The 25,542-nt window shown below is 61.1% G+C and carries 33 protein-coding genes; 31 read left to right on the forward strand and 2 right to left on the reverse strand.

All coding sequences use genetic code 11. The features are described from left to right. Nucleotides 1-51: 51 nt before the first annotated feature. The 3 genes from HMPREF2757_RS03540 (at nt 52) to HMPREF2757_RS03550 (ending at nt 5,458) form a co-directional block, all read left to right on the forward strand. Nucleotides 52-3,930 carry a DNA-directed RNA polymerase subunit beta' gene (locus tag HMPREF2757_RS03540; RefSeq protein ID WP_070573422.1) on the forward strand — a complete coding sequence of 1,293 codons (3,879 nt, stop codon included), beginning with the start codon at nt 52-54 and terminating at the stop codon, nt 3,928-3,930. Nucleotides 3,931-4,457: 527 nt separating this feature from the next. Next, nucleotides 4,458-5,237 (forward strand): hypothetical protein, encoded by a 780-nt coding sequence (locus tag HMPREF2757_RS03545; RefSeq protein ID WP_070573424.1) that lies wholly within the window; start codon nt 4,458-4,460, stop codon nt 5,235-5,237. A 38-nt stretch (nt 5,238-5,275) separates the two neighbouring features. Beyond that, nucleotides 5,276-5,458 carry a PDDEXK family nuclease gene (locus tag HMPREF2757_RS03550; RefSeq protein WP_070573426.1) on the forward strand — a complete coding sequence of 61 codons (183 nt, stop codon included), beginning with the start codon at nt 5,276-5,278 and terminating at the stop codon, nt 5,456-5,458. A gap of 152 nt (nt 5,459-5,610) precedes the next feature. Here HMPREF2757_RS03550 and HMPREF2757_RS03555 read toward each other — a convergent pair whose 3' ends face one another. Further along, entirely contained in the window at nt 5,611-6,636 is a 1,026-nt protein-coding gene (locus tag HMPREF2757_RS03555; RefSeq protein WP_070573427.1) for an ATP-dependent 6-phosphofructokinase, read from the reverse strand. A gap of 145 nt (nt 6,637-6,781) precedes the next feature. Further along, nucleotides 6,782-7,465, reverse strand: coding sequence for a DUF1707 SHOCT-like domain-containing protein (locus HMPREF2757_RS03560; RefSeq protein ID WP_070573429.1), 684 nt, complete (start codon nt 7,463-7,465; stop codon nt 6,782-6,784). A gap of 426 nt (nt 7,466-7,891) precedes the next feature. Between HMPREF2757_RS03560 and rpsL the strand changes: the two genes are divergently transcribed. The 28 genes from rpsL to HMPREF2757_RS11985 form a co-directional block, all read left to right on the forward strand. After that, entirely contained in the window at nt 7,892-8,266 is a 375-nt protein-coding gene (rpsL, locus tag HMPREF2757_RS03565; protein WP_019174631.1) for a 30S ribosomal protein S12, read from the forward strand. Beyond that, a complete protein-coding gene (rpsG, locus tag HMPREF2757_RS03570) occupies nt 8,266-8,736 on the forward strand; it encodes a 30S ribosomal protein S7 (RefSeq protein WP_019174632.1) in 471 nt (156 codons plus the stop codon). Before rpsL ends, rpsG begins: the two co-directional genes overlap by 1 nt. Before the next feature lie 66 nt (nt 8,737-8,802). Further along, nucleotides 8,803-10,908 carry an elongation factor G gene (gene fusA, locus HMPREF2757_RS03575; RefSeq protein WP_070573431.1) on the forward strand — a complete coding sequence of 702 codons (2,106 nt, stop codon included), beginning with the start codon at nt 8,803-8,805 and terminating at the stop codon, nt 10,906-10,908. 108 nt (nt 10,909-11,016) lie between these two features. Then, complete coding sequence (gene tuf, locus HMPREF2757_RS03580; protein WP_070573433.1) at nt 11,017-12,210, forward strand: elongation factor Tu; 1,194 nt, start codon at nt 11,017-11,019, stop codon at nt 12,208-12,210. A gap of 436 nt (nt 12,211-12,646) precedes the next feature. Beyond that, nucleotides 12,647-12,955 (forward strand): 30S ribosomal protein S10, encoded by a 309-nt coding sequence (gene rpsJ / locus HMPREF2757_RS03585; RefSeq protein WP_019174635.1) that lies wholly within the window; start codon nt 12,647-12,649, stop codon nt 12,953-12,955. Between the two features lie 14 nt (nt 12,956-12,969). Then, nucleotides 12,970-13,644: a 50S ribosomal protein L3 gene (gene rplC, locus HMPREF2757_RS03590; RefSeq protein WP_070573435.1), complete on the forward strand. Its 675-nt coding sequence runs from the start codon at nt 12,970-12,972 to the stop codon at nt 13,642-13,644. Nucleotides 13,645-13,649: 5 nt separating this feature from the next. Beyond that, nucleotides 13,650-14,297, forward strand: a complete 648-nt coding sequence (gene rplD, locus HMPREF2757_RS03595; RefSeq protein WP_070573513.1) for a 50S ribosomal protein L4 — start codon at nt 13,650-13,652, stop codon at nt 14,295-14,297. Then, nucleotides 14,294-14,596, forward strand: coding sequence for a 50S ribosomal protein L23 (gene rplW / locus HMPREF2757_RS03600; protein ID WP_019174638.1), 303 nt, complete (start codon nt 14,294-14,296; stop codon nt 14,594-14,596). Before rplD ends, rplW begins: the two co-directional genes overlap by 4 nt. A gap of 30 nt (nt 14,597-14,626) precedes the next feature. Beyond that, a complete protein-coding gene (gene rplB / locus HMPREF2757_RS03605; RefSeq protein WP_070573437.1) occupies nt 14,627-15,463 on the forward strand; it encodes a 50S ribosomal protein L2 in 837 nt (278 codons plus the stop codon). 15 nt (nt 15,464-15,478) lie between these two features. After that, complete coding sequence (gene rpsS / locus HMPREF2757_RS03610) at nt 15,479-15,760, forward strand: 30S ribosomal protein S19 (RefSeq protein ID WP_026022711.1); 282 nt, start codon at nt 15,479-15,481, stop codon at nt 15,758-15,760. A gap of 39 nt (nt 15,761-15,799) precedes the next feature. Further along, entirely contained in the window at nt 15,800-16,174 is a 375-nt protein-coding gene (gene rplV / locus HMPREF2757_RS03615; RefSeq protein WP_019174641.1) for a 50S ribosomal protein L22, read from the forward strand. Next, nucleotides 16,174-16,977 carry a 30S ribosomal protein S3 gene (gene rpsC, locus HMPREF2757_RS03620; RefSeq protein WP_019174642.1) on the forward strand — a complete coding sequence of 268 codons (804 nt, stop codon included), beginning with the start codon at nt 16,174-16,176 and terminating at the stop codon, nt 16,975-16,977. The genes rplV and rpsC overlap by 1 nt, the downstream gene beginning before the upstream one ends. A gap of 3 nt (nt 16,978-16,980) precedes the next feature. Continuing rightward, a complete protein-coding gene (gene rplP, locus HMPREF2757_RS03625; RefSeq protein WP_070573439.1) occupies nt 16,981-17,397 on the forward strand; it encodes a 50S ribosomal protein L16 in 417 nt (138 codons plus the stop codon). A 1-nt stretch (nt 17,398) separates the two neighbouring features. Then, nucleotides 17,399-17,650 carry a 50S ribosomal protein L29 gene (gene rpmC, locus HMPREF2757_RS03630; protein WP_070573441.1) on the forward strand — a complete coding sequence of 84 codons (252 nt, stop codon included), beginning with the start codon at nt 17,399-17,401 and terminating at the stop codon, nt 17,648-17,650. Next, entirely contained in the window at nt 17,650-17,925 is a 276-nt protein-coding gene (gene rpsQ, locus HMPREF2757_RS03635) for a 30S ribosomal protein S17 (protein WP_026022713.1), read from the forward strand. Before rpmC ends, rpsQ begins: the two co-directional genes overlap by 1 nt. A gap of 140 nt (nt 17,926-18,065) precedes the next feature. Further along, nucleotides 18,066-18,434 (forward strand): 50S ribosomal protein L14, encoded by a 369-nt coding sequence (rplN, locus tag HMPREF2757_RS03640; RefSeq protein WP_019174646.1) that lies wholly within the window; start codon nt 18,066-18,068, stop codon nt 18,432-18,434. A gap of 2 nt (nt 18,435-18,436) precedes the next feature. Further along, the gene (gene rplX / locus HMPREF2757_RS03645; RefSeq protein WP_019174647.1) at nt 18,437-18,808 is read left to right on the forward strand and encodes a 50S ribosomal protein L24; all 372 of its coding nucleotides are present in this window, start codon (nt 18,437-18,439) and stop codon (nt 18,806-18,808) included. Continuing rightward, nucleotides 18,808-19,380: a 50S ribosomal protein L5 gene (gene rplE, locus HMPREF2757_RS03650; RefSeq protein ID WP_070573443.1), complete on the forward strand. Its 573-nt coding sequence runs from the start codon at nt 18,808-18,810 to the stop codon at nt 19,378-19,380. Before rplX ends, rplE begins: the two co-directional genes overlap by 1 nt. Before the next feature lie 77 nt (nt 19,381-19,457). Continuing rightward, on the forward strand, nt 19,458-19,856 hold the full coding sequence (rpsH, locus tag HMPREF2757_RS03655) for a 30S ribosomal protein S8 (protein ID WP_070573446.1): 399 nt from the start codon (nt 19,458-19,460) through the stop codon (nt 19,854-19,856). 17 nt (nt 19,857-19,873) lie between these two features. Further along, nucleotides 19,874-20,410 (forward strand): 50S ribosomal protein L6, encoded by a 537-nt coding sequence (gene rplF, locus HMPREF2757_RS03660; RefSeq protein WP_070573448.1) that lies wholly within the window; start codon nt 19,874-19,876, stop codon nt 20,408-20,410. A 2-nt stretch (nt 20,411-20,412) separates the two neighbouring features. Beyond that, the gene (rplR, locus tag HMPREF2757_RS03665) at nt 20,413-20,793 is read left to right on the forward strand and encodes a 50S ribosomal protein L18 (RefSeq protein WP_070573450.1); all 381 of its coding nucleotides are present in this window, start codon (nt 20,413-20,415) and stop codon (nt 20,791-20,793) included. Beyond that, nucleotides 20,790-21,419, forward strand: coding sequence for a 30S ribosomal protein S5 (gene rpsE, locus HMPREF2757_RS03670; RefSeq protein WP_019174652.1), 630 nt, complete (start codon nt 20,790-20,792; stop codon nt 21,417-21,419). The genes rplR and rpsE overlap by 4 nt, the downstream gene beginning before the upstream one ends. Continuing rightward, nucleotides 21,419-21,604: a 50S ribosomal protein L30 gene (gene rpmD / locus HMPREF2757_RS03675; RefSeq protein WP_070573452.1), complete on the forward strand. Its 186-nt coding sequence runs from the start codon at nt 21,419-21,421 to the stop codon at nt 21,602-21,604. Before rpsE ends, rpmD begins: the two co-directional genes overlap by 1 nt. Nucleotide 21,605: 1 nt before the next feature. After that, nucleotides 21,606-22,061 carry a 50S ribosomal protein L15 gene (rplO, locus tag HMPREF2757_RS03680; RefSeq protein ID WP_070573454.1) on the forward strand — a complete coding sequence of 152 codons (456 nt, stop codon included), beginning with the start codon at nt 21,606-21,608 and terminating at the stop codon, nt 22,059-22,061. Between the two features lie 231 nt (nt 22,062-22,292). Then, nucleotides 22,293-23,594 (forward strand): preprotein translocase subunit SecY, encoded by a 1,302-nt coding sequence (gene secY, locus HMPREF2757_RS03685; protein ID WP_070573456.1) that lies wholly within the window; start codon nt 22,293-22,295, stop codon nt 23,592-23,594. Nucleotides 23,595-23,717: 123 nt separating this feature from the next. Continuing rightward, nucleotides 23,718-24,287: an adenylate kinase gene (locus HMPREF2757_RS03690; protein WP_070573458.1), complete on the forward strand. Its 570-nt coding sequence runs from the start codon at nt 23,718-23,720 to the stop codon at nt 24,285-24,287. Continuing rightward, nucleotides 24,287-25,123: a type I methionyl aminopeptidase gene (gene map / locus HMPREF2757_RS03695; protein WP_070573460.1), complete on the forward strand. Its 837-nt coding sequence runs from the start codon at nt 24,287-24,289 to the stop codon at nt 25,121-25,123. Before HMPREF2757_RS03690 ends, map begins: the two co-directional genes overlap by 1 nt. A gap of 179 nt (nt 25,124-25,302) precedes the next feature. Then, the coding region (locus tag HMPREF2757_RS11985; protein ID WP_370919378.1) for a hypothetical protein at nt 25,303-25,542 on the forward strand (240 nt) is incomplete at its 3' end.

The following is a 25,542-nucleotide window of genomic DNA, read 5'->3' on the forward strand; positions in this document are numbered from 1 at the left end:
CAGCCCGAATTTTTACTGACCTTCTGAAGGTCACCAAGGAAGAGGATTTACGTGCCTGACGTTAATTTCTTTGATGAACTGCGCATCGGCCTGGCCACGGCTGATGAGGTTCGCCAGTGGTCGCACGGCGAAGTCAAAAAGCCCGAAACCATCAACTACCGCACGCTTAAGCCAGAGAAGGACGGTCTGTTCTGCGAGCGGATCTTCGGTCCCACCCGCGACTGGGAATGCGCCTGCGGTAAGTACAAGCGCGTTCGCTTCAAGGGCATCATCTGTGAGCGCTGCGGTGTGGAAGTCACCCGCGCCAAGGTGCGCCGTGAGCGCATGGGCCACATTGAGCTCGCCGCGCCCGTCACCCACATCTGGTACTTCAAGGGTGTGCCCAGCCGCCTGGGCTACCTGCTGGACCTGGCGCCGAAGGACCTCGAAAAGGTCATCTACTTCGCGGCCTACATGATCACGTCGGTCGATGAAGACTCGCGCCACCGGGACATGCCCACCCTGCAGAACCAGGTGGACATTGAGAAGAAGCAGATCGAAGACCGCATGAGCGCGGACCTCGATCGCCGCACCAAGAAGCTCGAAGACGACCTCAAGGAACTCGAAGCCGACGGTGCAACCGCTGCGGCTAAGAGCAAGGTCGAAAAGCAGGCCAATAAGGAGCTCGGCAACATCCGCCGCAACTCCGAACGCCAGCTCGACCGCCTGGAGCAGGTGTGGGACCGCTTCAAGAACCTCAAGGTCGCAGACCTCGAAGGCGACGAAAGCCTGTACCGCGACATGGTCGCCCGCTTCGGCATCTACTTCGAAGGCTCCATGGGGGCGGCTGCCATCCAGCAGCGTCTCAAGGACTTCGACCTCGAATCCGAAGCCGAAATGCTGCGCGAACTCATTCGCACCGGCAAGGGCCAGCGCAAGACCCGCGCGCTCAAGCGCCTCAAGGTCGTCAACGCATTCATGACCACGGACAACAAGCCCGAGGGCATGGTGCTCGACGCGATCCCGGTCATCCCGCCGGAACTGCGCCCCATGGTGCAGCTCGACGGTGGCCGCTTCGCAACCAGCGACCTCAACGACCTCTACCGTCGTGTCATCAACCGCAACAACCGCCTCAAGCGCCTGCTTGACCTCGGTGCACCCGAAATCATCGTCAACAACGAAAAGCGGATGCTCCAGGAAGCTGTTGACTCGCTGTTCGACAACGGTCGCCGCGGCCGCCCCGTCACCGGACCGGGCAACCGTCCGCTTAAGTCTCTGTCCGACATGCTCAAGGGCAAGCAGGGACGTTTCCGTCAGAACCTTCTGGGCAAGCGCGTCGACTACTCCGGCCGTTCGGTCATTGTTGTCGGCCCCACGCTGAAGCTGCACGAATGCGGTCTGCCCAAGACCATGGCGCTGGAACTGTTCAAGCCGTTCGTGATGAAGCGCCTGGTTGACCTCAACCACGCGCAGAACATCAAGTCCGCCAAGCGCATGGTCGAACGTCAGCACCCGCAGGTGTGGGACGTGCTCGAAGAAGTCATTCAGGAGCACCCCGTCCTTCTCAACCGCGCACCCACCCTGCACCGTCTGGGCATTCAGGCCTTCGAACCGCAGCTGGTCGAAGGCAAGGCAATTCAGATCCACCCGCTGGTCTGCACCGCCTTCAACGCCGACTTCGACGGTGACCAGATGGCAGTCCACCTGCCGCTGTCAGCTGAAGCACAGGCCGAAGCACGCCTGCTGATGCTGTCGGCAAACAACATCCTCAAGCCCTCGGACGGCAAGCCCGTGACCATGCCCACGCAGGACATGATCATCGGCATCTTCCACCTGACCTCCGAACGCGAAGACGTTCCCGGCATCGGCCGCGAATTCGGTTCGGTGGCCGAAGCCATCATGGCCTACGACCGCGGCGAACTCGACCTCGGCGCAAAGGTGAAGATCCGCCTGAGCAACATCGTTCCCCATCGAAAGATGGAACTGCCGGAAGGATGGGAAGCAGGCGACACCCTCGTCCTGGAGACCACGCTGGGCCGTGCGCTGTTCAACCGGTCGCTGCCGGAGGACTACCCGTACGTCAACGAGACCATCGGCAAAAAGCAGCTGTCGAAGATCGTCAACCGCCTTGCAGACAACTACCCGCGTGTAGAAGTCGCCCAGGCGCTCGACAACTTCAAGGAAACCGGCTTCTACCAGGCAACCCGCTCAGGTCTGACCGTCGCAATGAGCGACATCGTGTCCCCGGAATCCAAGGAACAGTCGCTCAACGAAGCCGAAGAACTCGTCGACAAGGTAGAAGAACAGTACGCCTTCGGTGCGCTCACCGACGACGAGCGCCGTACCGAACTGGTCAAGATCTGGTCGGACACCACCGACAAGATCGCCGAGGCAATGCAGAAGAACTTCACGTCGGAGAACTCGATTCTGCGCCTGGTCGAATCCGGTGCTTCCGGTAACTGGACGCAGGTTCGCCAGCTTGCCGCTATGCGCGGTCTGGTGACGAACCCCAAGGGTGAGATCATCCCGCGCCCGATCAAGTCGAACTACCGTGAAGGCCTGTCCGTCCTCGAGTACTTCATCGCATCGCACGGTGCTCGTAAGGGCCTGGCAGACACCGCTCTGCGTACGGCAGACTCCGGATACCTCACGCGTCGTCTGGTGGATGTTTCGCAGGATGTGATCATCCGTACCGAAACCACCGACTCGAAGCGCGGAATCACGCTTCCCGTCGCCCAGGAAGATGCCAACGGCAAGCTTGTCGTGCACGAATGGGCCGAAACCTCGGTTATGGGCCGCCTCACCGCTGTCGACGTCACCGACGCCGACGGCAACGTCGTGGTGCCCGCCAAGACCGACATTTCGGTCGATGTGCTCGACCAGCTGGTCGCAGCCGGTATCCGCGAAGTCAAGGTCCTGTCGGTCCTCACCGCAGACTCCGACGCGCAGATCTCGGCTGAGCACTACGGCCGGTCCATGGCAACCGGCAAGCTTGTCGACATCGGCGAAGCAGTCGGCACCGTGGCTGCACAGTCGATTGGTGAACCCGGTACGCAGCTGACCATGCGCACGTTCCACACCGGTGGTGTTGCTGCCGGAGGCGGCGGTGACATCACGCAGGGTCTGCCGCGTGTCACCGAGCTCTTCGAAGCACGGACGCCCAAGGGCTACGCGCCGATTTCGGAAGCCGCCGGCAAGGTCAAGATCGACGACAGCCGCAAGACGCGCTACGTCATCGTGATCCCCGCGGACGGCTCCGACGAAATCGAGCACGCAGTCGGCCGCCGCGCAAAGCTTCTGGTTGAAGACGGTCAGAACATCGAAGCCGGAACCCAGCTGGTCGAAGGTGCTATCGATCCCAAGCAGGTGCTGCGCATCCGCGGTCGTCGCGACGCCGAAAAGTTCCTTGTCGACGAAGTCCAGAAGGTCTACCGTTCGCAGGGTGTCGGCATTCACGACAAGCACATCGAAGTCATCGTGCGTCAGATGCTTCGCCGCGTGACGGTCATCGAATCCGGTGACACCAACCTGTTGCCGGGTGAACTAGTTGACCGCGGCCGCTACCAGGACGAAAACAAGCGCGTCGTCGCTGAAGGCGGCCAGCCGGCTTCCGCACGTGACGAACTCATGGGCATTACGAAGGCATCGCTGGCCACCGAATCGTGGCTGTCGGCCGCATCGTTCCAGGAGACCACGCGCGTCCTGACCGAAGCGGCAATGGAAGGCAAGTCCGACCTGCTGCTGGGCCTGAAGGAGAACGTCATCCTCGGTAAACTCATCCCGGCCGGTACCGGTATGCACCGCTACCGCAACCTGGTTGTCGAACCGACTGACGAAGCCAAGCAGGAAATGTTCTCGAACACCTACGGCGACTTCTACCCGGCATTCGCCGGCGAAGGCTCGACCATTCCGCTCGAGGACTACGACTTCGGCGGCTTCGGCGACATCTGATTCGCCTAAGCGTGTGATTCGGCTGCGCAGCTGAATCACCAGCGCGACTAAGCGGGGGAGAGGCGCTTGTCTCTCACCCGTGGGCAAGCTGCTGAGCGGGTAGACCGCCAAGCCCAAGCCCGGCGCACAGCGGCCCGGAGGGATTTTCCCTCCGGGCCGCTTGTGTTCTGTGGGTAGGTGCGCTGCGAGGTGCCGCCCGGCTGGGACCGAGCCCTCCACCTCGGCACCGGATCTCAACCTCGCAGACCCCACAACTGCGGCCCACGCTTTAGCAACAGAAACTCCCGTCAGCAGTTGTTGCTAAGGCGCAGATCCGCAGCTAACGGGAGTTTGCTTGTTGCTAAGGGGTGTTTTACGGCTTCGGGGGTTTGCCGGGTCGCCGAACTGGGCGCCGAAAAACGCGCCGAGGGCGTCCTCGCCCTTTGGGAAAAGCCACTTCATCCACAATCGCCCAGAAAATCCACAGGGTTATCCACAGATATGGACTGGGGGTTGTGGAGCAATAAGTTCTCCGACGACAGTTGCATATGTTCAACGTGTTCTCGCTTCAAGAGGCAAAGGCTTTCGGCGCTGAAAAGTGGGATGTCGAAAGGGCCGTCGGCTGTTGCCTCGAACGGCTGTATCGGTCCTGCTATTTCGTCAATCGCACCTGCGCCAAACACACTCAGTTCAACCGTTTCGCAGAACCGGAGATTCTGCACCTGATAGGGGAGGCCGCCTCAACAGGGAAGGGGCGCGCATGGTTCCAGCTGCAGGAGAAGAAGCACCTCGGCAAAGCTGAAGTCATCGGCCGACGGCTGAGTGAACGCGATGTTCTCAGCCACGAAACTGCCGCCCGGATCTACGGGCTTCCCGTGCTGACCGTTCCAAGCAAGGTGCAGATCATCAACCCGTCACGGTCCCGGGCAGGTGAAAGGTTTATTCGGCGCCAGAGGCAGATTCGCCAACCTGAAGAGACCACCCTGTGGCATGGCGTTGCTGTCACCAGTTCGGTGCGCACGGTGCTGGATATCGCGAACGACAATTCGCTTGAGCACGCGGTCGCCGTGTTCGACGCTCTGCTGCGCTCGGAACCGAATAAGGCACCGGCCTACAAACACTCTGCCCGCGAGCTCATCGACGCCAACGTGAAGTTCGCTGCCTCGCTGCGGGTGGTCAAACTCATGGAGTATTCGACGGGGCTGGCTGAATCGTACGGTGAAAGTGTCTGCATGGTCACGGTGCGCAACCTTGGCGTCAAAGGATTGGTCCAGCAGGCGAACATTGTCGATGAGAACGGTGAGTTCGTTGCCCCGTTGACGGCCTGATTCCTGACAAGCGCATAATCATCGAGTTCGACGGGGCCGTGAAGTACCGAGACACCGGTGTCGGCGGCATCAATGAGCGCGGTGATCAGTTCATGCTCGAAAAGCAGCGTGAACACAGGCTGCACGTGCTCGGATACACGGTGGTGCGGATCATGTGGCACGACCTGCAGAACCCCCTCCGCCTGAGGGAACGACTGGCTGCAGTGGGTGCTCTCGGCTAAGCGCGCCTTGGTCCTCCGCCTCGGGAGCCGTCCCATAGCCGCCGCCCACGCTTCAGCCGCAAAAACTCCCGTCAGCAGCTGTTGCTAAGGCGCAGACCTGCAGCTAACGGGAGTTTTCTTGTGGCTGAACCATCGAGCCGCCGAGGCTTCGCCTACCCCAGCAGCGCTTCGAGCTCGTCCCAGCGCTCCTTCGGGACAGCTTTCAGTGATTCAACCGCATCGGCCATGGGGACGCGGATGATGTCTGTGCCGGAGAGGCTGGTCATGTAGCCCCAGCTGGCGTCGTGGACGAGGTCGACTGCGGCTAGGCCCAGACGTGTGGCAAGTACGCGGTCGTAGGCGGTGGGGACCCCTCCGCGCTGCAGGTGGCCGAGGATTGTCGCGCGAGTTTCGATGCCCGTCATGCGTTCGACTTCGGCTGCGACGTAGTCGCCGATTCCCCCGAGCCTCGGCCTCCCGTCGGCGGCGATTCCGGCAACCCCTTCTTCTGCGTCAACGCCGACGGGCACAAATCCTTCTGCAACCACGACGATGGGGGCGCGGCCTCGGTTGCGGGCGCTTTGAACCCACTCGGCGACGCGTTCCATGGTCACGGGGAATTCGGGCAGCAGGATGGCCTGTGCTCCTGCGGCCATGCCGGCGTGCAGTGCGATCCAGCCGACGTGCCTGCCCATGACTTCGACAACCATGCACCGGTGGTGGGATTCTGCTGTTGTGCGCAGTGCGTCGATGGAGCGTGTGGCGATTGCCGCTGCCGTGTCGAATCCGAACGTGTAGTCGGTGCTGCCGAGGTCGTTGTCAATGGTCTTGGGCACGCCGACTACGGGCAGTCCTTCGTCGTCAGCGAGTCGCGCGGCCCCAGCGAGCGTGCCTTCACCGCCGATGGCGATGACGCCGTCGATCTCGTTGTCGCGCATCACCTGCCGCATGGCATCCGGTCCGCCTCCGGAGTAGGGGTGGGTGCGTGATGTGCCGAGAACAGTCCCGCCGCGGCCGCTGATTCCGCGCACATCGTGGGTGGTCAGCGGATGCAGGTCGCCTTCCAGCAGGCCCCGCCATCCGTCGCGGATGCCGACGAATTCATCACCGGAAAGTCGCACGCCTTTGCGGACGGCGCCGCGGATGACGGCGTTGAGGCCGGGGCAGTCGCCGCCGGAGGTCAGAATTCCGATCTTCACATTGGTCCTTTCGTCCGTGTGTGCGGAGGTCGTGTGTCATACGGGCATCAGGGTGCGGGCCGCTCGATGTTGTGTGGGCGGCCTGTTTCTACGAGGTGTTCTTACGAGGTGCCGCTCACCTAACGCTGTATGTTCTGGCCAGCGGTCACCTGCCGCCGGTCTGGACTCCAGGGTCCAGGTGGACGTCGTTTCCGCCCATGAGGTTGAAGCCTTTGATGATGAGCGTTCCGTTTGAGCCGTCGCCAAAGGCATTGGGTTTGATGTCGTTGCCGCCAAGGATATTCACCGAGTGGTCGATGATGCGCACGCCGGCGGGCACGTATATGTCTGAACCGCCCATTGTGTTCATGCTGAAGATCGTGATTTCTGCGCCCGGCCCGCAGACTTCAGACAAATAGAGGTCGCTGCCGCCCATCAGCGCGAAGGATGTCACCTGCGGGGTGTTCGCAGCGATCGATTTGGAGGATCCGCCGAGAACTGCAATGTCTGTCACTGTCGGCCCGTCTCCGGGTCGCGCGGGAACGACGGCGTTCTTTGGCTGCACGGCTGACGAGGTGCCGCCCGGCTTAGGGGCGTTTGTTTCCTCCCTGATTCGGGACTCGATTTCGCGGCCTTCGGGAATGTCGTGAATGATCGGAAGCAGTTCGTGAAGGTAGATGCAGGCCAGAACGGCGTTCTGGCGCTCGTCTAGATCCTCTGGTGAGAGCCGACCCGCGACGTGTGCGTTGGAGATGACCTGCAGGACATCGTCACGGTCGCGATCAGAGGCGCGAATGCGGTGCTGGTGCTGGTCGAAGGCGTCGCTGGCGGAGGGCCGGTAATCAGTCATTCTTCAACAATAGTGCTGGGCGGACTGTGCGTCGTGGAATGTTTTCGGAGAATGAGCGAACCTCAAGCAAACTCCTTGCAGAACACGGCTGCCGGCGCGTTACAGTTGGAACGCCTGAAATCGCCAGGTCAAGCACCGTCCAACCGTGTTTTGACCGAGTGGCTCGCCGAGGGTTACCCTAGGTGTATCTGCGATTTTTCGGCAGGCGGTGTTGTTGCCCTATGGCGGTGAAGTTTTCATCATCACACGGAAAACATCAACACCGGTGGTTTTTCGCCATATACCGACAGACAGTGCGGCTGCACTGGAAACGGCGGTGGAAGCCACGTCTGCAGTCGGGCACGCAGCTTCACCCGGCCGCAGAAGGATACGCTCCTGAATCCTCAGGAGATTAGGAATAACGAGAAGCATCGGAGAACCTGATAAGTGCCTACAATTCAGCAGCTCGTCCGCAAGGGACGGCACGACAAGCCGGCGAAGAACGCTACGCCTGCTCTTAAGGGCAGCCCGCAGCGTCGCGGCGTGTGCACTCGCGTGTACACGACCACGCCGAAGAAGCCCAACTCGGCACTGCGCAAGGTCGCACGTGTCAAGCTCTCTTCGCAGATCGAAGTGACCGCCTACATCCCGGGTGAAGGCCACAACCTCCAGGAGCACTCCATCGTGCTCGTGCGCGGAGGCCGTGTGAAGGACCTCCCCGGTGTCCGCTACAAGATTGTTCGCGGTGCACTCGACACTCAGCCCGTCAAGGGCCGTCAGCAGGCTCGCAGCCGCTACGGAGCGAAGAAGGAGAAGAAGTAATGCCGCGTAAGGGCCCCGCACCCAAGCGCCCGGTCGCAATCGACCCGGTCTACAACTCACCGCTGGTCACCCAGCTCATCAACAAGGTCCTCCTCGACGGCAAGCGCTCCACCGCTGAGCGCATCGTCTACGGCGCACTCGAAAGCGCTTCGGAGAAGGCCAACGTCGAGGCTCTCACCCTTCTGAAGAAGGCCCTCGACAACATTCGCCCGTCGCTGGAGGTCCGCTCCCGCCGCGTCGGCGGTGCCACCTACCAGGTGCCGGTTGACGTCCGCCCCGCCCGTTCCACCACGCTGGCTCTGCGCTGGCTGGTTCAGTTTGCTCGTCAGCGTCGCGAAAAGACGATGACCGAGCGTCTGATGAACGAAATCCTCGACGCTTCCAACGGCCTTGGTGCTGCTGTGAAGCGCCGCGAGGACATGCACAAGATGGCTGAGTCCAACAAGGCCTTCGCTCACTACCGCTGGTAATCATCAGGCGGTGCCCGTTTCGGCGGGTGCTGCTTGTCCAGGTACTTCTTACGAGAGAGGGACACCGTGGCACTTGAAGTGCTGACTGACCTTAAAAAGGTCCGCAACATCGGCATCATGGCTCACATTGATGCCGGTAAGACAACCACCACCGAACGAATCCTGTTCTACACCGGCGTCAACTACAAGCTGGGCGAAACCCACGACGGCGCTTCGACCATGGACTGGATGGAGCAGGAACAGGAGCGCGGCATCACGATTACATCGGCCGCGACGACCTGCTACTGGCAAGACAACCAGATCAACATCATCGACACCCCCGGGCACGTCGACTTCACCGTGGAAGTGGAGCGTTCGCTCCGCGTTCTCGACGGCGCTGTCGCTGTGTTCGACGGCAAGGAAGGTGTTGAGCCGCAGTCCGAAACCGTTTGGCGTCAGGCTGACAAGTACGACGTCCCGCGCGTCTGCTTTGTCAACAAGATGGACAAGCTCGGTGCTGACTTCTACTACACCGTCGGCACCATCAAGGACCGTCTCGGCGCTAAGCCGCTGGTCATTCAGCTGCCCATCGGCGCTGAAAGCGACTTCGAGGGCGTTGTCGACCTCCTCGAAATGAAGGCCTACGTCTGGCCGGACGAAACCAAGATGGGCCAGGACATGCAGGAAATCGAAATCCCTGCTGACCTGCAGGAACGCGCGGAAGAATACCGTGCAGCCCTGGTCGAAGACGTTGCCGAAGCCAGTGAAGAGCTCATGGAGAAGTACCTCGAAGAAGGCGAACTCTCCATCGACGAAATCAAGGCCGGCATCCGCCAGCTCACGATTGCCTCAGAAGCCTTCCCCGTCATGTGCGGTTCGGCTTTCAAGAACAAGGGTGTGCAGAAGGTCCTTGACGCTGTCATCGACTACCTGCCTTCGCCGCTTGACGTTCCGCCGGTCACCGGCCTCGTCTACGGCAAGGAGGACGAAGAGGTTGTGCGCAAACCCTCGAAGGACGAACCGTTCTCGGCTCTGGCCTTCAAGGTTGCAACGCACCCGTTCTTCGGTTCGCTCACCTACATTCGCGTGTACTCCGGTCACGTGAAGTCCGGTGACACGCTGCTGAATACCACCACCGGCAAGCGTGAGCGCGTAGGCAAGCTCTTCCAGATGCACTCCAACAAGGAAAACCCTGTTGAAGAGGCATTTGCAGGTCACATCTATGCCTTCATCGGCCTGAAGGACACCACTACCGGTGACACCCTCGCCGATCCGTCCAACCCGGTTGTTCTGGAGTCGATGGCATTCCCCGAGCCCGTCATCTTCGTTTCTATCGAACCGAAGACGAAGGGCGACCAGGAAAAGCTGTCCTCGGCTATTCAGAAGCTCGTCAAGGAAGACCCGACGTTCACGGTCAACCTCAACGAAGAAACCGGCCAGACCGAAATCGGCGGCATGGGCGAACTTCACCTCGATGTGTTCGTCGACCGCATGAAGCGCGAATTCAAGGTCGAAGCCAACATCGGCAAGCCTCAGGTTGCGTACCGCGAAACCATTCGCAAGGCAGTCGAAAAGTACGACTACACGCACAAGAAGCAGACCGGTGGTTCGGGCCAGTTCGCCAAGGTTCAGATCACCATCGAGCCGATGGAGGTCGAAGGCGACAAGATCTACGAATTCGACAACGCGATCACCGGTGGCCGCGTGCCCCGCGAATACATTCCGTCGGTGGATGCGGGCATCCAGGATGCCATGCAGGTCGGTGTTCTCGCCGGCTACCCGATGGTCGGCATCAAGGCCACCCTGGTCGACGGTGCTTACCACGACGTCGACTCGTCGGAAATGGCGTTCAAGCTCGCCGGTTCGATGGCATTCAAGGAGGCTGCTCCCAAGGCGCGCCCCGTGCTGCTCGAACCGCTCATGGATGTCGAAGTCCGCACTCCGGAGGAGTACATGGGCGACGTCATCGGCGACTTGAACTCGCGTCGCGGACAGGTGCAGTCGATGGAAGACGCCACCGGCATTAAGGTTGTGCGTGCACTCGTCCCGCTGTCGGAAATGTTCGGCTACATCGGCGACCTGCGCTCCAAGACGCAGGGACGTGCCGTCTACGGCATGCAGTTCCACTCGTACGCCGAAGTTCCGCAGAACGTTTCGGACGAAATCATCCAAAAGACCCGCGGCGGAGAATAATCTCCCCGTTGCTCGGCGGGGCAGCTGCACGCTGTCCCGCCGAGCGCAACAAGTAAAAAGGCGCGGCGCTCACAAGCTTGCGCCGCACCAATCACTAGGAGGAACCCAGTGGCAAAGGCTAGCTTCGAAAGGACTAAGCCGCACGTCAACATCGGTACCATTGGTCACGTTGACCACGGTAAGACGACTCTGACCGCGGCAATCACGAAGGTCCTTGCAGACCAGTACCCCGACCTCAACGAAGCACGTGCATTCGACCAGGTCGACAACGCTCCTGAAGAGCGTGAACGTGGTATTACCATCAACGTTTCGCACGTTGAGTACGAGACCGAAAAGCGTCACTACGCTCACGTTGACGCCCCCGGTCACGCTGACTACGTCAAGAACATGATCACCGGTGCCGCCCAGATGGACGGCGCAATCCTGGTTGTCGCTGCAACCGACGGCCCGATGCCGCAGACCCGTGAGCACGTTCTGCTCGCTCGCCAGGTCGGCGTTCCCTACATCGTCGTGGCTCTGAACAAGTCCGACATGATCGACGACGAAGACCTCTTCGACCTCGTCGAAATGGAAGTCCGCGAACTCCTGTCTGACCAGGAATTCCCCGGCGACGACGCACCTGTCATCCGCGTTTCGGCTCTCAAGGCCCTCGAAGGCGACCCGGAATGGGTCAAGTCGGTCCAGGACCTCATGGAAGCTGTCGACGAAAACGTTCCGGAACCGGAGCGCGACATCGACAAGGACTTCCTCATGCCCGTGGAAGACGTCTTCACCATTACCGGTCGCGGCACCGTCGTCACCGGTCGTGTTGAGCGCGGCATCCTGCTGCCGAACGAAGAAATCGAGATCGTCGGCATCAAGCCGCAGTCCTCGAAGACCACCGTCACCGCTATCGAAATGTTCCGCAAGACCCTGCCGGACGCTCGTGCAGGTGAAAACGTCGGTCTGCTTCTGCGCGGCACCAAGCGCGAAGACGTTGAGCGCGGTCAGGTCATCGTGAAGCCCGGCAGCATCACGCCGCACACCAAGTTCGACGCACAGGTCTACATCCTGTCGAAGGAAGAAGGCGGCCGTCACAACCCCTTCTACTCGAACTACCGTCCGCAGTTCTACTTCCGCACCACGGACGTCACCGGCGTCATCACGTTGCCTGAAGGCACCGAGATGGTTATGCCCGGCGACGACACCGAAATGTCGGTCGAGCTCATCCAGCCGGTCGCCATGGAAGAAGGCCTCCGCTTCGCTATCCGCGAAGGTGGACGCACCGTCGGCGCAGGCCGTGTCACCAAGATCCACGCCTGATCTTCTGACAGCCTGACAGAGAGCCCCGTGGTTTCGGCCGCGGGGCTCTTTGCTGTCTGCATAGGCGAGGAAGCGACTGCCAACAGCGCAGAGGGTGAGACGGCCGAAGGAACTGCGGAACGCCGTGACGCACAACATCAGCCTCCGATTTGAGCTTGTGTGCTAGGTGTGCAAAGATGTGAAGGTTGCGTTTTCGGGCGCAGACCCCTGCTCGGCATCAGCCGGATGCCCGGAAACATCGGAAGTGAATCCGCTACGGGTTCGGTTCACCGAAACAACTCTGACAGCGAGTCGCACTGCCCAGGCAGCTTTTTTTAAAAAGATTGTTGCGACACGCCCGACCGCGGGGGTCGGAAGAACAGCTGGTGCAAACCGCCAGATCCGCAAGGACGGGCGGTTGATGGCCAGGAAGAACAAAGGATGGAGTTACGACGCCATGGCCGGACAGAAGATCCGCATCAGGCTCAAGTCGTACGACCACGCTGTGATCGACAGCGCTGCACGCAAGATCGTGGAGACTGTCACACGCGCTGGCGCTACGGTTGTGGGCCCCGTGCCGTTGCCGACTGAAAAGAACGTGTACTGCGTTATTCGGTCGCCCCACAAGTACAAAGACAGCCGCGAGCACTTTGAGATGCGCACCCACAAGCGGCTCATCGACATCGTCGACCCGACGCCCAAGGCAGTTGACTCGCTCATGCGCCTTGACCTCGCCGACGACGTCAACATCGAGATCAAGCTCTAAGGGAGGGACTTTCAATGGCTAACACCCGTTCCAAGGCCCTTCCCACCACCCGCACATTCAAGGGCCTGCTCGGCAAGAAGCTCGGCATGACCCAGGTGTGGGACGAAGAGGGCAACCTCGTTCCCGTCACCGCCGTCGCCGTTGACACCAACGTTGTCACCCAGATCCGCGACGTCGAAACCGACGGCTACGCAGCAATCCAGATCGGCTCGGGCGAAATCGACCCGCGCAAGGTCAACAAGCCGACCGCCGGTCACTTCGACAAGGCCGGCGTCACACCTCGCCGCTACCTCGTTGAGCTTCGCACGGCTGATGCCGGCGAATACTCGCTCGGCCAGGAGTTCGGCGTTGACGTCTTCGAAGCCGGCACCAAGGTTGACGTGACCGCCAACACCAAGGGCAAGGGCCACGCAGGCGTTATGAAGCGCCACGGCTTTGCCGGTGTCGGCGCATCGCACGGTCAGCACCGCAACCACCGCAAGCCCGGCTCCATCGGCGGCGCAGCCACACCCGGCCGCGTCTTCAAGGGCCAGCGCATGGCCGGCCGTATGGGCAACGTCAAGCAGACCACCCAGAACCTCACGATTCACGCGGTCGACGCTGAAAACAGCGTTCTGCTGCTCAAGGGTGCTGTTCCGGGAGCCAAGGGTGCTGTCGTCCTCGTTCGCTCTGCAGTGAAGGGAGCATGACTCCGATGGCTGAAACCAAGTCAATCGACGTTCTCGACGCAGCCGGCAAAAAGGCCGGAACCGCTGAACTGCCCGCCGCGATCTTCGATGTGCCGACGAACGTCGCGCTCATCCACCAGGTCGTGACTGCGCAGCTGGCCGCAGCTCGCCAGGGAACGCACAAAACCAAGACCCGCGCTGAAGTCCGCGGTGGTGGCCGCAAGCCGTGGCGCCAGAAGGGCACCGGCAACGCACGCCAGGGTTCGATCCGCGCTCCGCAGTTCGCAGGCGGCGGCATCGTCCACGGTCCGGTTCCGCGCGACTACTCGCAGCGCACCCCCAAGAAGATGAAGGCTGCAGCACTGCGCGGCGCACTTTCTGATCGGGCGCGCTTCGACCAGGTGCACGCTGTGACTGCCCTCGTCGACGGTGACACGCCTTCGACCAAGGCTGCTCGCGCAGCAATCGAAAAGCTTTCGAGCAACAAGAACCAGCTCGTCGTCGTCACCGACGACGACCGCGTCACCGAACTGTCGGTTCGCAACCTGCCGAACGTGCACACGCTGCACTGGGGACAGCTGAACACCTACGACGTGCTGATGGCCGACGACATCATCTTCACCGAGGCTGCGCTCAAGGCGTACCTCGGCAAGAACGAGGAGGCAGCCAAGTGAGCAGCGTAACCATCAAGGACCCGCGCGACATCATCATCGCGCCGGTCGTTTCGGAGAAGACCTACGGGCTCATGGACGAAGGCAAGTACACCTTCCTCGTTGATCCGCGGTCGAACAAAACCGAAATCAAGTACGCCATCGAAAGCATCTTCGGCGTCAAGGTCGACAAGGTCAACACCTTCAACCGCGAGGGCAAGCGCACGCGCACCCGCACCGGTTACGGCAAGCGCAAGAACACCAAGCGCGCCGTCGTCGCCCTTCGCGAAGGATCGATCGACATTTTCGGCGGATCGCTCTAAGCGATCCAGTTCAGAAGGAATTGAAGACTCATGGGAATCCGTAAGTACAAGCCCACGACCCCGGGCCGCCGTGGCTCGTCGGTCGCGGACTTCGTCGAAGTGACCCGGTCTACGCCGGAGAAGTCGCTTCTGCGTCCGCTGCCGAAGAAGGGCGGCCGTAACAGCCAGGGCCGAGTCACCACCCGTCACCAGGGCGGTGGCCACAAACGCCAGTACCGCGTGATCGACTTCCGTCGTCACGACAAGGACGGCGTCCCGGCAAAGGTCGCACACATCGAATACGACCCGAACCGCACCGCGCGCATTGCACTGCTGCACTACGTCGACGGCGAGAAGCGCTACATTCTCGCCCCGAACAAGCTCAAGCAGGGCGACCGCGTCGAAGCCGGAGCACAGGCTGACATCAAGCCGGGCAATGCTCTGCCGCTGCAGAACATCCCCGTTGGCACCGTGATCCACGCAATCGAACTTCGCCCCGGCGGCGGAGCCAAGATCGGCCGCAGCGCCGGCACGTCGGCTCAGCTCGTTGCTAAGTTCGGCCGCTACGCACAGCTGCGCATGCCCTCGGGTGAAATCCGCAACGTCGATGCTCGCTGCCGGGCGACCGTCGGCGAAGTCGGCAACGCCGAGCAGGCCAACATCAGCTGGGGCAAGGCCGGCCGCATGCGCTGGAAGGGCGTGCGTCCCACCGTCCGCGGTGTTGCAATGAACCCGATCGACCACCCGCACGGTGGTGGTGAAGGCCGCACCTCGGGTGGCCGTCACCCGGTCAGCCCCTGGGGCCAGCCGGAAGGACGCACCCGCCGTCCGAACCGCGAAAGCGACAAGTACATTGTGCGCCGCCGTCGCACCGGCAAGAAGCGCTGATAGGGAGCCTAGAAAATGCCTCGTAGCTTGAAGAAGGGCCCCTTCGTAGACGAGCACCTTTTCCAGAAGGTCGCCGCTCAGAACGAAAAGGGCACCAACAACGTAATCAAGACGTGGTCGCGTCGCTCGATGATCATCCCGGACTTCCTGGGACACACCATCGCGGTTCACGACGGACGCAAGCACGTCCCGGTGTTCATCACCGAATCAATGGTCGGGCACAAGCTCGGCGAATTCGCACCGACGCGGACGTTCCGCGGCCACGACAAGGACGACCGCAAGGGCCGCCGCGGCTGAGCCGCGCCCCTACGCGTCCTATAAGGAGAGAAGGAAACGATGGAAGCCAAGGCGAAGGCACGCTTTCTGCGTGTGACGCCCATGAAGGCTCGGCGTGTCGTTGACCTCGTTCGTGGTCAGCAGGCAACCGAAGCTCTCGCGATGCTCAAGTTTGTTCCCCAGGCTGCATCTGAGCCTGTCTACAAACTCGTCGCATCGGGCATCAGCAACGCCCGTCAGGAAGCTGACAAGCTCGGCGTTGCATTCAATGAAGACGACCTCGTGATCTCAGAGATCTACGTCGATGAAGGACCGACCATGAAGCGGTTCCGTCCTCGCGCCCAGGGTCGTGCACACCGCATCGACAAGCGCACCAGCCACATCACCGTGGTCCTCACGGACGGCTCGGACGCTGATGGGAAGGAGAACGCCTGATGGGTCAGAAGATCAACCCCACCGGGTTCCGGATGGGCATCACCACCGATCACCGTTCGAAGTGGTTCTCGGACTCGACCGTTAAGGGTCAGCGCTACAAGGACTACGTCGGCGAAGACATCCGCATTCGCAAGATGCTCGAAACCGACCTCGAACGCGCGGGCCTTGCAAAGATCAACATCGAGCGCACCCGTGACCGTGTTCGCGTGGATATCCACACGGCGCGCCCCGGCATTGTCATCGGCCGCCGGGGTGCGGAAGCCGACCGCCTGCGCTCCAAGCTTGAGAAGCTCACCGGCAAGCAGATCCAGCTGAACATCCTCGAAGTCAAGAACCCCGAGGTCAATGCACAGCTGGTCGCCCAGGGTGTAGCAGAGCAGCTTGCCAGCCGCGTGGCATTCCGCCGCGCTATGCGCAAGGCAATCCAGTCCGCACAGCGCGCAGGTGCCAAGGGCATCCGCGTGCAGTGCTCCGGCCGTCTCGGCGGCGCTGAAATGAGCCGTTCGGAGTTCTACCGCGAAGGCCGTGTGCCTCTGCACACCCTGCGGGCGAACATCGACTACGGCTTCTACGAAGCGCACACCACCTTCGGCCGGATCGGCGTGAAGGTCTGGGTCTACCGCGGCGACATGACTGACAAGGAACTTGCCGCTCAGGAAGCTGCACAGACCAACCAGCGCGGCGGACGCGGTGGACGCGGACGCGGCCGCGGTGGACGCGGACGCGGCGGTCAGGGCGCAGCTCAGCAGAAGAACGACAATGCTGCAGCTTCGAAAGAAGCCGCAGCCGGAACGGAGGGCTGACACGTGCTGATCCCTCGTCGTGTTAAGTACCGCAAGCCGCACCACCCCAGCCTCGACGGCTACGCCAAGGGCGGAACCGAACTGGCATTCGGTGAATGGGGCATTCAGGCACTCGACGCCGCTTATGTGACCAACCGTCAGATCGAAGCTGCTCGTATTGCCATGACCCACCACATCAAACGCGGCGGCAAGGTCTGGATCAACATCTTCCCGGACCGTCCCATTACCAAGAAGCCTGCCGAGACCCGCATGGGCTCCGGTAAGGGCTCACCCGAATGGTGGGTTGCACCCGTCAAGCCCGGACGCATCATGTTCGAGCTCGGCGGCGTTTCGGAACAAGTGGCTCGCGAAGCTCTGCGGCTCGCAATCCACAAGCTTCCGATGAAGGCCCGCATTGTTTCTCGTGAAGGTGGTGAATGACGTGGCAGTAGGATCCAAGGATCTGACCATGGACGTTCTCGACGGCTACAACAACGAACGTCTGGGCGAAGAGCTCAAGAAGGCAAAGGCTGAACTGTTCAACCTGCGCTTCCAGGCCGCAACCGGCCAGCTCGACAACCCCGGTCGCGTGAAGGCCGTCCGGAAGGACATTGCACGCATCTACACCGTGCTTCGCGAACGCGAGCTTCTGCTCCGCACCAACCCGGCTGACGCTAAGGAAGAGGGCAAGTGATGTCTGAAGTGACAGAAACCACCCAGCGCGGCAGCCGTAAGACCGCGCGCGGCTACGTTGTGTCTGACAAAATGGACAAGACCATCGTGGTTGAGGTCGAGCGCCGCAAGCAGCACCGCCTGTACGGCAAGATCATGCGCACGACCACCAAGTTCAAGGCCCACGACGAAGACAACACCGCTGGTGTTGGCGACCTCGTGCGTGTTGCTGAGACCCGCCCGTACTCGGCAACGAAGCGCTGGCGACTCGTAGAGATCATCGAGCGCGCCAAGTAATTCGCGGCCACCGGCTGCGGTCCGCCCCGGTCCCGCCCCCACTCCTGGGGGCGGCTACCGGGGAACCGCACACGGGCACTGTAAACACAACCGTTCCGCAAGGCTCATAAAGAGAACCAGCGAGACGACAGGAGAAGACATTGATCCAGCAGGAGTCGCGACTGAAAGTCGCTGACAACACCGGTGCCAAGGAGATCCTTGCCATCCGGATCCTCGGGGGTTCAGGACGTCGCTACGCGTCCGTCGGCGACACGATCGTCGCTACGGTCAAGGACGCAATCCCCGGCGGCAACGTCAAGAAGGGCGACATCGTCAAGGCCGTTGTTGTGCGCACCCGCAAGGCGCAGCGTCGCAACGACGGTTCGTACATTTCGTTCGACGAAAACGCAGCCGTCATCCTCAAGACCGACGGTGAACCGCGCGGCACCCGCATCTTCGGCCCCGTGGGCCGTGAGCTGCGCGAAAAGAAGTTCATGAAGATCATCTCGCTCGCACCGGAGGTGTTGTAAGAATGACGGCACCTAAGCTGCACATCAAGAAGGGCGACACCGTTCAGGTGATCGCCGGTGCAAAGCAGGAGCGCGGAGGCGACCGCGGCAAGCAGGGCAAGGTTCTGGCCGTGTACCCCGAACGCCAGCGTGTTCTGGTCGAAGGCGTCAACCGCATCACCAAGCACAAGCGCGCCACTCAGACCGCAGCCGGCGCTACTGCCGGAGGCATCGAGATTCACGAAGCTCCGATTCACGTTTCGAACGTCATGCTCGTTGACCCCAAGGACAACAAGCCGACCCGCGTGGGATTCCGCGAGGAAAAGGTTGAACGCGACGGCCGCACCAAGACCGTCCGCGTCCGCTACTCGCGTCGTACCGGAGAGGACATCTGATGACTGAAGCAACAGCAACCAGCCGTCCTGCACCTCGACTGCGCGAGTTCTACCGCAACGAGATCGTCGCGAAGATGCAGGAGGAGTTCAACTACGCGAACCCCATGCAGGTTCCCACGATCGAAAAGGTCGTCGTGAACATGGGTGTCGGTGACGCCGCCCGCGACTCGAAGCTCATCGAAGGCGCAATCAACGACCTGACCCTCATCACGGGTCAGAAGCCGGTTGTCACCCGCGCACGCAAGTCGATCGCACAGTTCAAGCTGCGCGAAGGCCAGCCGATCGGCGCTCACGTCACGCTGCGCCGGGCGCGCATGTGGGAGTTCCTCGACCGCACCATTTCGCTGGCACTGCCGCGTATCCGCGACTTCCGCGGACTCTCGGACCGCCAGTTCGACGGCAACGGAAACTACACCTTCGGCCTGACCGAACAGTCGATGTTCCACGAAATCAACCAGGACAACATCGACCGCGTTCGCGGTATGGACATCACGATCGTCACTACCGCCAAGACCGACGAAGAGGGCCGGGCGCTTATCAAGCACCTGGGCTTCCCCTTTAAAGCAAACTGAACCACTACGTTGAAGGTCCGTGTCGATCCACAATCGGAAACGGCACAGAAACCGCAGCGAGGAAGGGCTAAAGCCCAATGACTATGACTGACCCAGTCGCAGACATGCTTACGCGTCTGCGCAACGCCAACTCGGCGTACCACGAGGATGTCAGCATGCCCCACAGCAAGCTGAAGGCGAACATCGCCGACATTCTCAAGGCCGAGGGCTACATCGCCGACTACCGCGTCGAAGACGCCCGCGTCGGCAAGACTCTGGAGATGGACCTGAAGTTCGGCCCGAACCGCGAACGTTCGATCGCCGGCCTCAAGCGCGTCTCGAAGCCCGGTCTTCGCGTCTACGCCAAGAGCACCAACCTGCCGAAGGTTCTCGGCGGTCTCGGCATCGCGATTCTGTCCACGTCGTCCGGTCTGATGACTGACCGCACGGCAGCTAAGAAGGGTGTGGGCGGGGAAGTCCTCGCCTACGTCTGGTAAGGGAAGGAGAGAGCACAATGTCACGTATCGGCAAGCGCCCCATCTCCGTTCCCAGCGGTGTTGAGGTCAAGATCGACGGCCAGACCGTCAGCGTGAAGGGCCCCAAGGGCGAACTGAGCCACACGGTTGCTGAACCGATCAAGGTTGAGCTCGAAGACGGCGTCATCACCCTTGAGCGTCCGAACGAAGAGCGCGAATCTCGCGCCCTGCACGGTCTGTCGCGCACCCTGGTCGACAACATGATCGTCGGAGTGACCCAGGGCTACGAAAAGAAGCTCGAGATCGTCGGCACCGGCTACCGCGTTCAGGCGAAGGGCAGCGACATCGAAATGTCGCTGGGCTACTCGCACTCGATCCCGGTTGCCGCCCCGCAGGGAATCACCTTCACGGTTGAGGGCAACAACAAACTCACCGTCAGCGGAATCGACAAGCAGCTTGTCGGCGAAGTCGCTGCGAACATCCGCAAGCTTCGCAAGCCCGAACCCTACAAAGGCAAGGGTGTCCGCTACGCAGGCGAACAGGTTCGCCGCAAGGTTGGAAAGGCTGGTAAGTAACCATGGCCTTCGGATTGAAGAAGAGCCGCGGCAAGTCCAAGACTGCTGCACGCAACCGTCGCCACGCCCGTCTGCGCAAGCACATCAACGGCACGCCCGAACGTCCGCGTCTTTCGGTGACCCGCTCGTCGCGTCACGTGTTCGTCCAGGTCATCGACGACGAAGCCGGCAATACCGTTGCTTCGGCCTCGACTATGGAAGCCGAGTTGCGTTCGTTCGACGGCGACAAGACCGCAAAGGCACGCAAGGTCGGTGAGCTCATCGCCGAACGCGCGAAGGCCGTCGGTGTTGAGGCTGTTGTGTTCGACCGCGGCGGCAACGCCTACCACGGCCGTGTGGCCGCAATCGCAGAGGGCGCACGTGAAGGAGGTCTGGCGCTGTGAGCAACGAAGAGAAGACAAACCAGACTGAGCAGCAGAACCCCGATCGCGGTCGCGGTCGCGGTCGCGGCCAGGGCGGTCGCCGCGGTGGACGCGGTGAGCGCGAAGACAAGAACCAGTTCATTGAGCACGTTGTCACCATCAACCGCGTGTCCAAGGTTGTGAAGGGCGGACGCCGTTTCTCCTTCACCGCCCTGGTCGTTGTGGGCGATGGCGATGGCATGGTCGGCATGGGCTACGGCAAGGCCAAGGAAGTTCCCGCGGCCATCGCCAAGGGTGTTGAGGAAGCGAAGAAGAACTTCTTCCGCGTCCCCCGCATCGAGAAGACCATTCCGCACCCGGTGCAGGGTGAAGACGCCGCGGGCGTTGTCCTGCTCCGTCCGGCTTCGGCCGGTACCGGTGTTATCGCCGGTGGTCCTGTCCGTGCCGTCCTCGACTGCGCTGGCATCCACGACATCCTTTCGAAGTCGCTGGGTTCGGCAAATGCGATCAACATCGTGCACGCCACCATTGCAGCGCTGAAGGGCTTGGAGCGTCCGGAAGAAGTCGCGGCTCGCCGTGGCCTGCCGGTTGACGAAGTTGCTCCGCACGCTCTTCTGCGCGCAGCAGAAAGCGGGGCAAGCGCCTGATGGCTAAGAAGCTGAAGATTACGCAGATCAAGTCGACGATCGGTGGCAAGCCGCAGCACCGTGAAACCATCCGCACTCTCGGTCTTAAGCGTCTGAACCACTCGGTGGTTCGCGAGGACCGTCCCGAGGTTCGCGGTATGGTGAACGCTGTTCGCCACCTGGTCAAGTGCGAAGAGGTGGACTGACATGGCTGAAGAACGTGCACTCAAGCTTCACCACCTGCGCCCCGCTGAGGGCGAGAAGACCGCCAAGCACCGCTACGGTCGTGGTGAAGCAGGCAAGGGCGGTAAGACCGCAGGCCGCGGAACCAAGGGCACGAAGGCCCGCTACCAGGTTCCCCACGGCTTCGAGGGCGGACAGACGCCGCTGCACATGCGTCTGCCCAAGCTGCGCGGTTTCAAGAACCCGAACAAGGTGACCTACGCGGTCATCAACCTGGACAAGCTGCAGGCACTGTTCCCGGAAGGCGGCGACATCACGGTTGCCGATCTGGTGGAAAAGGGCGCTGTCCGCGCCAAGCAGCCCGTCAAGGTTCTCGGTGAGGGTGAACTCACCGCGAAGATCAACATCACGGCTGAAAAGTTCTCCGGTTCCGCGATCGAAAAGATCAAGGCTGCCGGCGGCACTGCAACTGAAGCCTGATTGACGGCAGCTTAGGCTGTCTGATTTCGCTGACGAGGCGGAGGTCATCTTGACCTCCGCCTCTTCTGTTTTTGTTTTGGGAGGCGTTGGGCGACGTGCCGGTCGCCTGGTATGTCAGATTCGGGTTTGCTTGGCCTGTTGGAGCGGAGTAAAGTACCTGCGGTATCTGTCTGCGGAATTGTCGTGCCTTGAGTTTGTCCAGGGTGCGGGTTCTTGATCTCAGGAGGACGTTTGTTCGGCGCTATCGGTAGAGCCTTCCGGACCCCGGATCTGAGGAACAAACTCCTCTTCACTTTGGGCATTATTGTGCTCTTCCGCTTGGGCAGCTTCATTCCTGCGCCGGGCATTGACTATGCGAACGTTCAGCAGTGTGTTTCGAACCCGCAGCTGAATTCGGGTGCCTTCGGCATGATCAACCTGTTCTCCGGCGGTGCGCTGCTGAAGCTGTCTATTTTCGCGCTGGGCATCATGCCCTACATCACCGCTTCGATTATCACGCAGCTTCTGCGCGTGGTCATTCCGCGCTTTGAGGCGCTGCACAAGGAGGGTGCTTCCGGGCAGGCCAAGCTGACGCAGTACACCCGCTATATGACTATTGGTCTGGCTGTTCTCAACGCTACGACTCTGGTGACGACTGTGCGCACCGGTGCTCTGTTCGGCAATGTCGAAGGCTGTGAAAACATCATTGTGCGCGATGAGTGGTGGGCGCAGCTGATCATCGTTCTCACCCTCACGGCGGGCACTGCCCTCATTATGTGGCTGGGTGAGCAGATTACGGAGCGCGGCGTGGGCAACGGCATGTCGCTGCTGATTTTCACGTCGGTTGCTGCTGGCTTCCCGACCGCATTCGGCGAGATCCTCAAGTCGAAGGGCCCGGACGTCTTCGCGATTGTCTGCTTGGTCGGTCTGCTGGTTGTGGCGCTGGTTGTCTTTGTTGAGCAGTCGCAGCGTCGCATTCCGGTGCAGTATGCCAAGCGCATGGTGGGTCGCCGTATGTTTGGGGGCACTTCGACCTACATTCCGATCAAGGTCAACCAGGCCGGTGTTATCCCGGTCATCTTCGCAAGCTCGATTCTGTACCTGCCGCAGCTCATCTCTCAGTTCGGCAACCCTGAATCCGGTTGGGTGCAGTGGATCCACACCTACCTGGCCCGGGGTGATCACCCGCTCTACATGGCCATCTACGCCGGTCTGACTATTTTCTTCGCGTTCTTCTACGTTGCGATCACCTTCAACCCTGAAGAAGTCGCCGACAACATGAAGAAGTACGGCGGTTTTGTTCCGGGCATTCGCGCCGGCAAGCCCACTGAGGACTACCTGCGCTTTGTCCTCAACCGCATCACGACTCCCGGTTCGCTTTATCTGGCGTTCGTGGCCATGATCCCGCTGATCGCCCTGGTGCTCGTGGATGCCAATCAGGACTTCCCGTTCGGCGGCACGTCGATCCTCATTGTTGTGGGTGTCGGCCTTGAAACGGTCAAACAGATTGATTCGCAGATGCAGCAGCGCCATTACGAGGGCCTTCTGCGCTGATCTGCCGCTGAGCTCACACAGCCCTTTGATCCAGCGCACAGACCCGAATCCCGACCCAGCTGTTGGGGTTCGGGTCTGTGCGCTTAGGTAGCATTCGATTAGGAACACATCGGAAGGACGCACATGACAAAGCGCATCATCCTCATCGGCCCTCCCGGCGCAGGTAAGGGCACCCAGGCAGCCAGGCTCAGCTCCGCACTGTCGATTCCCGCTATTTCGACCGGAGACATCTTCCGCGCGAATGTTAAGGGCGAAACCGAGCTGGGCAAGAAGGCGAAGCGCTACATGGATGCCGGCGAGTACGTGCCGGACGAGGTCACCAATTCGATGGTTGCCGACCGTTTGCAGCAGGATGACGCAAAGGACGGTTTTCTGCTTGACGGCTACCCTCGCACTGAAGCTCAGGTGAATGAACTTGACTCCATGCTGGAAGCCTCCGGTCACAGCCTGGACGCTGTTGTCGAACTGACCGCTGACACTGATGAGATTGTCGGCCGTCTGCTTGCTCGCGCGCAGACCGAAGGCCGTTCGGACGACACCGAGGACGTCATCCGTCACCGTATGGATGTCTACGAAGAGCAGACTCAGCCGCTGACAGACATCTACCGCCGTCGTGGTCTGCTTCGCCAGGTTGACGGCTTGGGGGAGATCGAGGCGATTACGGAACGGATTATGAAAGCGCTTGAGGGCTGATGTTCGGTCCTAAGATCGAACTGAAGACGGACGGCCAGATCCGCACTATGCGCCGTGCGGGTCTGGTCACCCGGGCGGCTTTGGAAGCCGCTGCGGCCGCCTGTGTGCCCGGAGCGACGACGGAGGACGTTGACGCAGCTGGCGCGCGGGTGATCGAGGAGCACGGCGCTACGTCGAACTTCTTGGGCTACATGGGTTATCCGGCCACTCTGTGTGTTTCGGTCAATGACGTCATTGTGCACGGCATTCCGTCAGATGGCTCCGTCCTCAAAGAGGGCGATATGGTCTCGATCGACGGCGGAGCGATTGTCGACAGCTGGCACGGTGATTCCGCCATCACGGTGTTTGTCGGTGGGCGTGAAGCTGCGCGTGAGCAGGACCTGCGGGTGTCAGATGCGACAGAAGAGGCCATGTGGGCCGGAATTGCCGCTTTTGCCCGGGCTGATCACATTGGCGAAATCGGCGATGCCATCGAGGGGTGGGTGTTGGAGAATGCACCTGAGCTCCACGGCGGACTGATTGAAGACTTCACCGGACACGGCATCGGTTCGCAGATGCACATGGAACCAGAAGTCTTGAACTATGCGGTGAAAAAGCGCGGGCCGAAGATCAAACCGGGCATGGCTATCTGCATTGAGCCGATGCTGACCACCGGCGGGTCTGAAAGCCGAACGCTTGATGACGACTGGACTGTTGTGACCGCGGATGGCTCCCGTGCATCCCACTGGGAGCACACGGTTGCTCGTCATTCCGGGGGAATTTGGGTGCTGACCGCCCCAGACGGCGGCAGGGACCGTTTGGCCGCATATGGCGTGCAGCCGGTTCCATTGGACTAGGGCTGTAGGTTCACGGGGCGGGTGTTCAGGTGACTGAACACCCGCTTTGCTGTTTTTGTGAGAGGTCTTATTTTAGGCCTGTTATTGGGTCTGATTTTGGCTTTGTGTGGTGTTGGGCGGGGCTACTGTTGCCTGTTATGACCCCGTTTAATTCTTTGCTCAGGCGCTGCGCACATTCTGTGTTCGCTGCGGTTGCCGTTACTTCTCTTGCTGCCGGTTTGGCTGTGCCGGTTGGTGCGAGCCCGGTTGGTGATGCTCCGGCAGAACCGGCACCGGAATCACCGAGTGCTGGTCCAAGCCATGAACCCGCGGATGAAGCTGATGAGTCTGCCTCGGATAGGCCGTCTGACCAGCCGAAGGAGGATGCGTCAGAGGCTGAGTCGCCGAAGGGCAAGTCTTCTGAGAAGTCTGGTCAGAAG

It is taken from the genome of Brevibacterium sp. HMSC063G07, from assembly GCF_001810665.1.
Classification (GTDB): Bacteria; Actinomycetota; Actinomycetes; order Actinomycetales; family Brevibacteriaceae; genus Brevibacterium.